Source organism: Streptomyces sp. NPDC059740 (assembly GCF_042733155.1).
Classification (GTDB): Bacteria; Actinomycetota; Actinomycetes; order Streptomycetales; family Streptomycetaceae; genus Streptomyces.
Genome location: NZ_JBHWGP010000018.1, coordinates 118,835 through 130,389, shown reverse-complemented (window position 1 = coordinate 130,389; position 11,555 = coordinate 118,835). Strand labels below are relative to the sequence as shown.

10 protein-coding genes are annotated in these 11,555 nt (G+C 74.1%); 7 read left to right on the top strand and 3 right to left on the bottom strand.

Features of this window, described 5'->3' with window-relative positions:
• Window positions 1-234 precede the first annotated feature (234 nt).
• The 3 genes from sigJ (at window position 235) to ACFV3R_RS21320 (ending at window position 3,319) form a co-directional block, all read left to right on the top strand.
• The gene (sigJ, locus tag ACFV3R_RS21330; RefSeq protein WP_385585173.1) at window positions 235-1,203 is read left to right on the top strand and encodes an RNA polymerase sigma factor SigJ; all 969 of its coding nucleotides are present in this window, start codon (window positions 235-237) and stop codon (window positions 1,201-1,203) included.
• 113 nt (window positions 1,204-1,316) lie between these two features.
• Entirely contained in the window at window positions 1,317-2,513 is a 1,197-nt protein-coding gene (locus tag ACFV3R_RS21325) for an NAD(P)/FAD-dependent oxidoreductase (RefSeq protein WP_385585170.1), read from the top strand.
• Between the two features lie 275 nt (window positions 2,514-2,788).
• Entirely contained in the window at window positions 2,789-3,319 is a 531-nt protein-coding gene (locus ACFV3R_RS21320; protein ID WP_385585167.1) for a CbrC family protein, read from the top strand.
• A gap of 318 nt (window positions 3,320-3,637) precedes the next feature.
• Here the strand turns inward: ACFV3R_RS21320 and ACFV3R_RS21315 are convergent, their stop codons facing one another.
• The 3 genes from ACFV3R_RS21315 to ACFV3R_RS21305 are packed head-to-tail and all read right to left on the bottom strand — an operon-like array spanning window position 3,638 to window position 6,662.
• Complete coding sequence (locus tag ACFV3R_RS21315; RefSeq protein ID WP_385585164.1) at window positions 3,638-4,258, bottom strand: hypothetical protein; 621 nt, start codon at window positions 4,256-4,258, stop codon at window positions 3,638-3,640.
• The gene (locus ACFV3R_RS21310; RefSeq protein WP_385585161.1) at window positions 4,255-5,979 is read right to left on the bottom strand and encodes a sensor histidine kinase; all 1,725 of its coding nucleotides are present in this window, start codon (window positions 5,977-5,979) and stop codon (window positions 4,255-4,257) included. Before ACFV3R_RS21310 ends, ACFV3R_RS21315 begins: the two co-directional genes overlap by 4 nt.
• Window positions 5,976-6,662, bottom strand: coding sequence for a response regulator (locus ACFV3R_RS21305; RefSeq protein WP_385585159.1), 687 nt, complete (start codon window positions 6,660-6,662; stop codon window positions 5,976-5,978). Before ACFV3R_RS21305 ends, ACFV3R_RS21310 begins: the two co-directional genes overlap by 4 nt.
• A 372-nt stretch (window positions 6,663-7,034) precedes the next feature.
• On the opposite strand from ACFV3R_RS21305, the gene ACFV3R_RS21300 reads away from it, so the two are divergent.
• The 4 genes from ACFV3R_RS21300 to ACFV3R_RS21285 are packed head-to-tail and all read left to right on the top strand — an operon-like array spanning window position 7,035 to window position 11,507.
• Window positions 7,035-7,946 (top strand): hypothetical protein, encoded by a 912-nt coding sequence (locus ACFV3R_RS21300; protein WP_385585156.1) that lies wholly within the window; start codon window positions 7,035-7,037, stop codon window positions 7,944-7,946.
• Complete coding sequence (locus tag ACFV3R_RS21295; protein ID WP_385585153.1) at window positions 7,943-9,517, top strand: peptidoglycan-binding protein; 1,575 nt, start codon at window positions 7,943-7,945, stop codon at window positions 9,515-9,517. The genes ACFV3R_RS21300 and ACFV3R_RS21295 overlap by 4 nt, the downstream gene beginning before the upstream one ends.
• Window positions 9,514-10,236 (top strand): ABC transporter ATP-binding protein, encoded by a 723-nt coding sequence (locus ACFV3R_RS21290; RefSeq protein WP_385585150.1) that lies wholly within the window; start codon window positions 9,514-9,516, stop codon window positions 10,234-10,236. Before ACFV3R_RS21295 ends, ACFV3R_RS21290 begins: the two co-directional genes overlap by 4 nt.
• Entirely contained in the window at window positions 10,233-11,507 is a 1,275-nt protein-coding gene (locus ACFV3R_RS21285; RefSeq protein ID WP_385585147.1) for an ABC transporter permease, read from the top strand. The genes ACFV3R_RS21290 and ACFV3R_RS21285 overlap by 4 nt, the downstream gene beginning before the upstream one ends.
• The last annotated feature ends 48 nt before the right edge of the window (window positions 11,508-11,555 follow it).

Here is an 11,555-nt window from a genome sequence, read left to right as displayed (position 1 = left end):
TCTGGGGCGTGCTTCAGCTTTTCCCCCCCCCCCCCCCCGCCGGCCCCCCCCCCCCCGCCCCCGCGCCCCCCCCCCCCCCCCCCCGCCGGCACCCGAGGCGCGCGTTCCCGGCAGGCCGGCCGTCCCGGCCGCAGCGGCGCACCTCCCGGCCGTGCCGCCTGCTCGGCGCGTCCCCTCCGCCGGCCCCGGCACCCGGCCCCGTGCCAGGCGCGCACCGCCGGTTAGGATCCCGGCATGGCCCTCAGCGTGAGCGACGTGGACCGGTTCGAGGCGGCCAGGCCGCGTCTGGAGGCCATCGCCTACCGCATGCTCGGTTCGGCGAGCGAGGCGGAGGACGCCGTGCAGGAGACCTATCTGCGCTGGCAGGCCGCCGACACCGCGCGCATCGAGGTGCCCGAGGCCTGGCTCACCAAGGCGCTCACCAACCTCTGCCTCAACCAGCTCACTTCGGCCCGTGCGCGCCGCGAGACCTACGTCGGCCAGTGGCTGCCCGAGCCCCTGCTCGCCGGCGACCCGATGCTGGGCCCGGCCGAGACGGCCGAACAGCGCGAGTCGGTCTCCTACGCCGTGCTGGTCCTCCTGGAACGGCTCTCGCCCAACGAACGCGCGGTGTACGTGCTGCGCGAGGCGTTCGCCTACTCCCACCGGGAGATCGCCCAGATCCTGGACGTCAGCGAGGCGGCCAGCCAGCAGCTCCTCCACCGCGCGAAGAAGCACGTGGCCCAGGGCAGGGCGCGGGCGGCTTCCGGCGGGGAGCGGCAGGGGATCGACGAGGCCGCGGCACGCCGTGTGGTCGAGGAGTTCCTCGCCGCGGCGACCAGCGGCGAGACCGAACCGCTGATCAGGCTGCTCACCTCGGACGCCATCGCGGTCGGCGACGGCGGCGGGAAGATGCCGGCGGGGGCCAACGCCTTCCGGGGTGCACTCACGGTGGCGAAGTTCCTGCGCGGACTGTTCAAGCCTGCCCAGTCCAAGCGGGACCTGATCGGCGGCTCGCCCGACCTCTACGCCACCACCGCCAACGGCGAGCCGGCAGTCCTCGCGGTGGTCGGCGAGCGGGTCTTCGCGATCGTCTGCCTGGAGCGGACGCAGGAGGGCATCCTCGCGGTCCGCAGCCAGGTCAACCCGGACAAGCTGGAGCGCGCGACGGAGCGCTGGGCGGCGGGCGGTTTCGGTGATCCGGTCCTGACCCAGGTCATCTGACGTACCGGTGACGCAGGTCACACCGTCCTCCTGTCAGGAATCCGCGGGCTGCCCGGTTCAAGGGGCGTGACCGGGCCAGAAGGCGCCGGACCCGCGCAGACAGGAGCAGCAGCATGCAGCACCGCATCGTCGTCCTCGGGGGCGGCTACTCGGGCACGACCGCGGCCGGCCGCCTCGCCAGGCGACTGCGTCGCGAGGACGCCGCCGTCACCCTCGTCAACGCCGAACCCGACTTCGTCGAGCGGGTCCGGCTGCACCAGCTGGCCGTCGGCCAGGAACTGAGGCCGCGCCCGCTGCGCGAGATGCTCGCGGGCACGGGGGTCGAGCTGAGGCTCGCGAAGGCCACGTCGATCGACGTCGAGGGCAGGACGGTCGCCGTGCAGAGCGCCGGCGGCTCGGCGGACCTGCCCTACGACAGCCTCGTCTACGCCCTCGGCAGCGACTGGCGGGACGACGGCGTCCCGGGCGTCGCCGAGCACGCCCACCAGATCGCGAACCGTGCCGGCGCGCTCCGGTTGCGCGCGCGCCTGGCCAGGCTCACCGAAGGCGATGCGGTGGTCGTCGTGGGTGGCGGGCTGACCGGCCTGGAGATCGCCACGGAGACGGCCGAGGCCCGTCCGGACCTCGACGTGGCACTCGCCACCCACGGCGAGCTGGGCGACGGGCTCTCCGCGAAGGGCCGCGCGCACCTGCGCAGGGTCACCGACGGACTCGGCATCACGGTGCACGAGAACACCCCTGTGACCCTGGTCGGGGCGGACCACGTCCGAACCGCCGACGGCCGGACCCTCCCGGCCGCCCTCACCGTCTGGACCACCGGCTTCGCGGTCCACCCGCTGGCCGCGGCCACCGGCCTCACACTCGCCGACGACGGCCGGATCATGGTCGACGCGACGATGCGCTCGGTCTCGCACCCCGAGGTGTACGCGATCGGCGACGCCGGCCACGCGCTGGGCACAGGCGGGAAGCCGCTGCGCATGTCCTGCGCCTCGGGCATCCCCATGGCCTGGCGGGCAGCCGACTCCCTCGCCGCACGCCTGACCGGCGGCGAACCCTCCCACGCCCCGCTGCGCTACTTCAACCAGTGCGTCTCGCTCGGCCGCAAGGAGGGCCTCATCCAGTTCGTCACCGCCGACGACCGCCCCGTGGACCGGGCCCTGACCGGCCGTCTGGCGGCCCGCTACAAGGAACTGGTCTGCAGGGGCGCGGCCTGGGGCCTCGCCCACCCGACGCTCGGCATGCCGGTACGGCGGCGGCGGGTGGCGGCCGACCGGGCCGCCGCACAGGGGACGGCCCGGGTAGCGGCCTGACGCGCCTACCGACCTCACCCGGCCACCCGCCGACGGCCTCGCCCCGGCGGCGCCCGGCATGGACAAGCGTGAGGTCGAGGATCCCCGCCGGCGCGGCACCCGGACGCCGACGACCGCGGCCAGGCCCGCGGTCAGGCGGCCGGTGCCCCGGGCGCGGTCGCGCCGGCGGATTCCGCCCAGGCTGCGGGGGCCCTCGGGGCGAGGCCGCAGGCGCCGGAGCGGACCGAGAGGAGTAACGGAACGGTCGTCAGGGCCCGCTGGTACCGTCGTCGGCCGTGACACAGCCGCTTCCCTCGTTCCCGTACCACCCGGACCCGGTGGCCACCGGCGTCGTGGTGCCCTCGCGGACGGCGTGCCGTTCCTGCGGCCGGGTGCGCGGCTACGTCTACACCGGCCCCGTCTACGCCGAGGACGACCTCCGTGGCCGGCTGTGCCCCTGGTGCATCGCGGACGGAAGCGCAGCCGGACGTTTCGAGGCGCTGTTCACCGACGTGCTCGACGACGTCCCACTCGACCGGCTGCACGCGATCACCCGACGCACGCCGGGTTTCGCCGGGTGGCAGCAGGAACGCTGGCTGATCCACTGCGGTGACGGTGCCGCCTTCCTCGGGAGGGCCGGGGCCGCCGAACTCAGGCAGCGTCCCCAGGCATGGGAGGCGGTCCGGGCGGAACTCGGTCGCGGGGGCTGGTCCGCCGAACAGGTCGAGCAGCACCTCGGGGCGTTGTCGAAGGACGGTCAGCCCACCGCCTACCTGTTCCGCTGCCGGGTCTGCGACCGCTGGCTGGCGTACACGGACGCCGCGTAGGACACCAACCAAACCCCCTCTCACCTGCTGTGACAGACAGTAGGGCGGGAGGGCGTTCCCCGCCTGCGAGGAGCCCGTGGGGCCGAGTGCCGTCCTGCCGGACTGCCATCCCCCCGCCGCTCCCGGGGCTGTGGCGCCGCGACCTGTGAGCGCGGAGGCCGCGGTCCGGCCGCACGGCCGCGCGGGTCAGGTCCCGGGCCCGGGCGATGCTCGCCATCGCGGCTGCCTGCTCCGCGCCGGCACGGCCGCTGCGGCACCGGGCGGTGCTGCCGGCTGCGGCACAGCGGTGAGCCGGACGGCGAGAGGTCCCGGACGGCGTCAGCCTTCCGGAGTGTTCCGGCCCTGTCCCTCGTCCCGTTCCTGCGGCAGGCCGGCGGGGGGACAGGCGTAGTCCGACGGCGTCATCGTCCATCCGTCCCCGAGCACACGGAGGGCGCTGTGCCCGGCGGTCCTGTGCGCGGCACCGGCGCCGGCCTCTGTGTTCGTGTGGGGGACGGCGGTGCCGGACGGCTGGGCGGCCTGCGTCACGGTGCACGCCAGTTGGAGCACGGCCTGGCGGCTCAGCGGGGCCGCTTCGCCGGGGAGCTGGACGGAGAGGGTGCCGTCGCCCTCGGTCGCCACCCGTGGCGTGCCCGCCAGGCGGGGCAGCTGGGTGGTGGCCGTCGCGGCTTCGTTCGCGGTCGGTCCCTCGAACAGCAGGCGCAGGACGGAACCGAGGTCTCCCGGGGTGCCGCTCCGGCGGGGGTAGGCCGTCAGCTCGCCGTCGTGGAGGAAGTAGAGGGTGACGGTGGTGGGGGCGGAGGGGTGCGCGGTGGGGGAGAACATGCCGTTCGCCGGTTCGCCGGCCTCGATGACATCGGACGGGGGGATGCCGCAGGCCGCGAGCGTGACCGCGGCCGTGAGCCCGGACAGCAGCGCCGCCACCCGCGCGCCCCTCACCGGGCACCCCCGTCGGCATCGGGGGCGGTGCCGTCGTGGTGGAGGGGGAGCTCGACCGTGAACACCGCGCCGCCTTCGGGCCGGTTGGCCGCCCGGACGCGTCCTCCGTGCAGACTCACGTTCTCCGCCGTGATGGCCAGGCCCAGGCCGCTGCTCTCGCTCCTGGTGCGTGAGGTGTTCGCCTTGTAGAACCGCTCGAAGACGTGCGGCAGGGCCTCCTCGGCGATGCCCGGTCCGTTGTCGCTCACCTCGATGACGGCCCACGCCATGCCCGCCCCTTCCTGCCGTACCTCCATGGTCAGGCGGACGGGCGGCGCCCCGTGCCGCAGCGCGTTGCCGACCAGGTTGGCGGTCACCACGTCGAGCCGGCGCGGGTCGACCCGCGCGCGGAGCGCCCCCGGCTCGGGCAGCCGGGTCTCCACCTGTTCCTGCCACCCCCGGGAGGCCAGGGTGCGCCGTACGGACTCGGCCAGGTCGATCTCGTCCCGGTGGAGTACGACCGTTCCCGCGTCGAAGCGGGATATCTCCATCAGGTCGTTCACCAGCCCGCTCAGCCGGCCCGTTCCCTCACTGATGAGCCGCAGCGCGTCTGCGGTCTCCCCCTCCTGCCGCAGCGCGTTCTCGTCCAGCACGTCGGTGACCGCCGACATCGCCGCCAGCGGCGTGCGCAGTTCGTGGGAGACGTCCGCCACAAAACGGCGCGCCTGTGCCTCCAGACGGCGCAGCTCTTTGACGGTGCGCTCCAGTTCGGTCGCCGTCTCGTTGAAGGAACGGGAGAGGTCGGCCAGTTCGTCGGAGCCGGTGACGGCCAGCCGGACGTCGAGATGCCCCGCGGCCATCCGGCGCGTCGCCCGGCGCAGTGCCCGTACCGGACGCAGTACGCCGCTCGCCGCGAGCAGCGCCAGGACGACGGCGAGGCAGAGGGCCACCACGGTGGCCCGCTCGATGCCGCTGACCATGGCCTTGACGTAGGCCTCTTCGGTGTTCTGGGAGACCTCCAGGTACATCACGACCCCGGAGAGCCTGGACTCCGTGCCCTCCCCCGAGGTGTAGGTGAGGGGCATGCCGACGACGAGGCGGGGGTGACCGTCGACGTTCACCCGCTGGAACACCGCGGCGCGTCGGTCCCGCACGGAGTGGCGCAGCGCGGGGCTCAGCTCGTCGAAGGCGGCGCTCGGTGCGGCGGCGCGCAGGGAGCCGTACGTGGCCATGACCCGCCACCCCGACGACGGGTTCGCGTGCAGCACCTGGTTGACCGCGGACTGGAGCTCCGCCCGGTCCGGCGCGGTGGGGAGGTAGGGGGCGAGGGCGTCGACGCTCGTACGGAACTGGTGGATGACGGAGTCCTGGCTCTGCTGGAGCACCCCGGTGCGCGCCTCGCGGAAGGCGAGGGCTCCGGTGCCCAGAGAGCTGGCCATGGCCACCAGGACGAAGGCCGCCAGCAGGCGGGGGCGCAGACCGCGCAACGGAAGCGGGACGCGGGCCAAGGCCGCCCGGAGGAACCGCAGCGGGCCGCTCCCGGGCGGGGCGGCGGAGGTTCCGTCGGTGGCGGACTCGTCGGCCCCGGCGGCTGCGGCGGGGGCGTCGGCGGTGGCGGCCTCGCCCGGGCGCGCGGTCTGCCGCACTCGCAGGGGTTCCCGCTCCCGAAGGGTTCTTCGGGAGCGGGCGGCTTTCCGCGTCCGCGCGGTGCTCTCCTCCGGCGTGGCGGTGCGGGCGCTCATGAGGTGCCGAAGCGGTAACCGAATCCGCGGACGGTCTGTACGTAACGAGGGCTCCTGCCCTCGTCGAGCTTGTTGCGCAGGCGCTTCACGCAGGCGTCCACGAGCCGTATGTCGCCGTGGTAGCTGTGCTCCCAGACCGCTTCCAGGAGCTGCTGGCGGCTGAACACCTGGCCGGGTGAGGCCGAGAGGGTCAGCAGCAGCCGCAGTTCGGAGGGGGCGAGGGGGACGGGGTCGCCCCGGTGGGTCACCACCAGCCCGGCCCGGTCGACGACCAGCTCGCCGTGCGTCTCCGCCCGGGGCCGGGCGCCGTTCGGTGCCGAGGTGTCCTGCCGGCGCAGCACGGCCCGTATCCGTGCGTCGAGTACCCGGGCCTGCACGGGCTTGACCACGTAGTCGTCCGCACCTGCCTCCAGTCCCACGACCACGTCGACGTCGTCGCCCCGTGCCGTCACCATGACGATCGGCACCTGGTCGTGGTCCCTGATCCGGCGGCACACGTCCATGCCGGAGATGCCGGGCAGCATGAGGTCGAGTACGACGACGTCCGGCCGGAAGGGGCGGAGCTGTTGCAGCCCCTCCTCACCCGTTCCCACGGCGAGGACCTCGTGACCCTGATGGCGCAGGCCCAACTGGACGGCTCTGCGTACATCTTGATCATCTTCGACCATCAGGACCCGTGGCATTTCGTCAGTGTAGGCAGACCGGACGAGGTGACTTTCCTGGGAAGGGGCCCTCTCCGGGCGCCGTTACACAATGATCGCAATGAGCCGGAGGCGCGCGCGGCTGACGCGGTCCGCACCGGCGGCCGCTGCCGACGAACCGTGCGCCACTGCCCCGGGAGCGGCCACTGTCCCGGCCACTCGCACCTGACCCGCCCCGGCTCCGGAGAGGGCCGCCACGGCGAGCAGCCGTTACAGCACGGTCATGAGCCGATCCACCGGTCATGAACTGCCGGCACCACGGTGGTCCCCCTGCGTACACCGCAGGCAGACCCCCACCTGATCGGATGGAACCACATGACTGGATCCCGCACTGTCCAAAGACTGGCGGCGGCGGTGGCCCTGCTGCCGCTACTGGCGGCTTGCGGCACCGGCACCGACGCCGGCTCGGAGCCCCACTCGGCGGACGGAGGGAGGACCGCGGCCGGTTCGTCCGGGCAACTCGACGTTCCTGCCGACGCGAACGCCGACCTCAAGAAGCGGTATCTCCTGGAGAACGCGATCGCGGCCTGCATGAAGAAGCAGGGGTTCACCTACACCCCGGTGGCGCCCGAGGACCCGGCCGCCTCCTGGACCACCGACGGGGCGGACTACGCGCTGACGAAGAAGTACCGGCAGAAGTACGGATTCGGCGTCTACGCGGGCATCGTCTACCCCCACGACGCCGGTGCGTCGGGCAGGGCCGCCGGCCAGGCGGACGCGGACGACACGCCCAACGCGGACTACGTGGACACGCTCACCCCCGGGCAGAAGGCCGCCTGGAACAAGGCGTTGGGCGCTCCCCCCGACCCGAAGAGCGGGAAGAAGGGCTGGACCGGTTGTCAGGGCGAGGCCGACAAGAAGGTCTACGGCTCCGCGTCGGCGGAGGAGCGGAGCACCACGACCGCGAGCCAGGACCAGGCCAACGCGCAGGCGCTCAACGGTGACCCGAAGCTGGTCGCGCTGGCGCAGTCGTACGCCGCGTGCCTGCGCAAGGAGGGGATCCCCGTCACGACCACGCAGCCGACCGGCATCGGGGAGATGGTCAAGCTCCAGGCGCTCGGGTCCGCTCCGGCCGGCGCCGGCGGCGTCGCCCCGGTCGGCGGGGACGGACACACCCGCAAGACCCTGAGCAAGGAGAAGGCCCTCCCGCTGCTCACCAAGGACATCGAGCTGTCGCTGCGCGATCTGGCGTGCGGCAAGGAGTTCCGGGCCGCCTACTTCCCGAAGTTCCTGAAGGCCCCGACCAGCGGCGGCGGTGCCGGGTGACGCAGCGTCCCGAGCCGGCCGACGTCCACCCCGGTCAGCGTCCCGAGCCGGCCGACGCCCGCGCCGGACACCTCGGCGGGCCGGCCGGTACCCGCCCCGGTCAGCTCCGCAGACTGGTCGGTACCCGTCCTGGACAGCTTGCGGTCGTCGTCACCGCGGTGGCGGTGGTCGGCGCGGTCGGGTGGTTCGCCGGAACACGGATGCAGTCACCGGCGGATGCCGCCGCCGCGCACCAGCCGCCGAAGGCCCGCCCCGTCACCGTCGCGGTCGAGCGGCGCGCGCTGACGGCGAGTGTGGTGGCCCAGGGCTCGGTGGAGTTCGCCTCGCCGCGGAAGGTGACGCTGGCCGGCCCGGTCGGCGCTCCCGACTCCGGGGCCGGGTCCGCAGACGCGGGGGCCGGTGAGGGCGTCGTCCAGCGGGTCACCAAGGCGCCCGCCGCCGGGAGGGAGGTGGCGGAGGGCGACGTGCTGATGCAGGTGAGCGGGCGGCCGGTCCTGGTGCTGCGGGGTACCGCGCCGATGTACCGCACCCTGGGCCCCGGCGCGTCCGGGGACGACGTCAGGCAGCTCCAGCAGGCGCTGACCCGGCTGGGCTTCCACCCCGGTTCGGCCGACGGGACGTACGGGCAGGCGGACGCCGCGGCGGTGAGCCGCTGGTACCGGAGCAGGGGCTACCGCGCCATGGAGCCCACCGTCGCCGACAAGCAGCAGTTGGGGACGCTCGAAGCGGCGGTGACCACCGCGCAGCAGGCCCTCCTCGCGGCACAGGACCCGGGCGGCGGCACCGGGGGGAGTGACGACGGCGGTGGGGCCGGCGACGCCGGGAAGACCGGTGGCGGGTCCCCTGGCGGATCGGGCGCCGGCAGCGACGCCGAGAAGCTGCGACTGAAGTCGGCGAAGCAGCAGTTGGACGCGGCTGACGCCGCGCTCTCCGCCTTCCGGGCCGGGTACGGAACCAAGGTCCCCGCCGGTGAGGTGGTCTTCCTGCCGGAACTCCCGGCCCGGTTGGACAAGGTGGCCGTGAAGACCGGGGACACCCCCTCGGGGACGGTCGCCACGGTGACCAGCTCCAAGGTCGTGGTGCAGGCCGTGGTCCCGGCCGACGACGCGGAGTTGCTCCACAAGGGCATGCGGGCCCGGGTGGAGACGGCCGGTGGCGCCAAGGCGGACGGGGAGGTGGTGGCCCTCGGCGCCGACGTGCCGAAGGAGGAGGACGCGAGCGGCGCCGGCGACCAGCAGGGGGCCCCGGCGGGCGGGGGTGGTGGAAGCGGCGGCACCTCGGCCCCCGTGCCGGTGCGCATCTCCGTGCCGACGGGGAAGCTGACCGAGAACGCCGCCGAATCCGCGAAGGTCACCATCGAGGTGGGTTCGTCCGACGGCAGGGTGCTCACGGTGCCCGTCGCCGCGCTGCACACCTCCGCCGACCGGAAGGCGCGGGTGCAGGTTACCCGCGGCGGCGCGGTGGTGGACGTCCCCGTCGAGGCCGGGCTCTCCGCGGACGGCCAGGTGGAGGTCACCCCCTCCTCCGGTGCCGTCCTGAAAGCCGGCGACCAGGTGGTGGTCGGGCGATGACCGGAGCGCCGCCCCGCGTCACACCCGACGCGGACACCGTCATCCAGCTGGTCTCCGTGGACCGGACCTTCGACTCCGCACCGCCGGTGCACGCCCTGCGCGAGGTGAACCTCACCGTCCGGCGCGGCGAGCACCTCTCCGTCGTCGGCCCGTCCGGTTCCGGCAAGTCGACGCTGCTCAACACCCTGGGGCTGCTGGACCGCCCCACCTCGGGCGCCTACTGGCTCGACGGGGTGGAGACGGGCGCGCTCGGCGACCTGGAGCGCACCTCGCTGCGCGGCAGCCGGATCGGGTTCGTCTTCCAGTCCTTCCACCTGCTGCCGTACCGGACGGTGGACGAGAACGTCATGCTGGCCGAGACCTACCGGCGATCACGTCCCGGGCGGGGCCGGGCCGGCCGCGCCGCCAGGGCCGAGCAGGCACTGGAACGGGTGGGCCTGGCGCACCGGGCCGGCTTCCGGCCGGACCGGCTCTCCGGCGGAGAGCGGCAGCGGGTGGCGATCGCCCGGGCGCTGATGAGCGAGCCCGCCCTGCTGCTCTGCGACGAGCCCACCGGCAACCTCGACAGCGAGAACACCGAGACGGTGCTGGACCTCTTCGACCGGCTCGGCGAGCAGGGCATGACCCTGGTGGTGATCACGCACGAGGAGGCGGTCAGCGCGCGGGCCGACAGGCGGGTGCGGATCAGCGACGGCCGGCTCACCGAGGAGCACAGATGAGGCTGCGGACGACACGCGCCCCGCGAGCAGCGGTCCCCGCGGGCGCGGCGGGGGCCGAGCGGACCGTCGAGCACCCGTGGATGGATGCCAGGGACCTGTGGTCCGAGGCGCTGGCCGGGGTGCTCGCCCGCCCGACGCGTTCCGCCCTGACCACGCTGGGCACCGTTCTGGGCATCGCCACCCTGGTCATCACCATCGGGATCTCGGCCACGGCGGGCAACACCATCGTGGGCCGGTTCGACGCCCTGGCCGCCACCTCGGTCACGGTGGGGGTGCCCGCCGCCTCGGCCGACTCCGGTCCGCTGGTGGACTGGTCCGGCGTCGACGCGGTGCGCCGGCTGGCCGGGGTCGAGTCGGTGGCGGCGATCGCCCAGTCCCAGGAGACCGCGAGCGTCGAGGTACGTGCCGACGACGTGGTCGCTCCCGGCAGGGTCAGCGGTCAGACCATGGCGGTCGTGGCTGCCTCCGCCGGGCTGCCGGCCGCGGTCCGGGGCGGGATGCGGGCCGGGCGCTTCTTCGACGACGGGGACGACGTCCGGCACGACCGGGTGGCGGTCCTCGGCGACCAGGCGGCACGGCTCCTCGGCATCAGCTCGGTCGAGGACGCCCCCGCGGTCTTCCTCAAGGGCCAGGCGTACACGGTGATCGGGATACTCGGCGGGGTGGAGCGGGAGCAGCAGCTCGCCACCGCGGTGATCCTGCCGCCCACGACGGCCGCGGACCGTATGGGGCTGGAGGCCGTGAGCCGGGTACTGATCAACACCTCGCTCGGGGCGGCGCACCAGGTCGCCCACCAGGCACCGATCGCACTGGCCCCCGGAGCCGAGGCTTCCCTGTCCGTGACGGCGCCCCCCGACCCGGCCAGGGCCCGCAAGGGGGTGCAGGGCGACGTCAACGGCCTCTTCCTGGTCCTCGGCCTGGTCTCGCTGGTGGTCGGCGCCATCGGTATCGCCAACGTGACGCTGGTGACCGTCATCGAGCGGACCGGGGAGATCGGGCTGCGCCGCGCCCTGGGGGCCTCGCGGCGTCAGGTCGCCGGCCAGTTCCTGGTGGAGTCGACAACGATCGGACTGCTCGGCGGTGTCGTGGGCGCCGCCCTGGGCACGGTTGTCGTGGTGGCCGTCTCCGCCGTCAGGGAGTGGACCCCGGTCCTGGACGTCCGCCTTGCCCTCGGAGCCCCGCTCGCCGGTGCGCTGGTGGGACTCCTGGCCGGCCTCTACCCGTCACTGCGCGCCTCCCGCATGGAACCGGTCGACGCCCTGCGGTCGTAGCCGTGCCCGCCGGGGCCGCGGCCGGGCCCTGAGGAGTCCTCGCGCCGT

Coding starts and splice junctions, on each gene's coding strand:
- sigJ (WP_385585173.1), top strand. CDS start 235: ATGGCCCTCAGCGTGAGCGACGTGGACCGGTTCGAGGCGGCCAGGCCG.
- ACFV3R_RS21325 (WP_385585170.1), top strand. CDS start 1,317: ATGCAGCACCGCATCGTCGTCCTCGGGGGCGGCTACTCGGGCACGACC.
- ACFV3R_RS21310 (WP_385585161.1), bottom strand. CDS start 5,979: ATGAGCGCCCGCACCGCCACGCCGGAGGAGAGCACCGCGCGGACGCGG.
- ACFV3R_RS21305 (WP_385585159.1), bottom strand. CDS start 6,662: ATGCCACGGGTCCTGATGGTCGAAGATGATCAAGATGTACGCAGAGCC.
- ACFV3R_RS21290 (WP_385585150.1), top strand. CDS start 9,514: ATGACCGGAGCGCCGCCCCGCGTCACACCCGACGCGGACACCGTCATC.
- ACFV3R_RS21285 (WP_385585147.1), top strand. CDS start 10,233: ATGAGGCTGCGGACGACACGCGCCCCGCGAGCAGCGGTCCCCGCGGGC.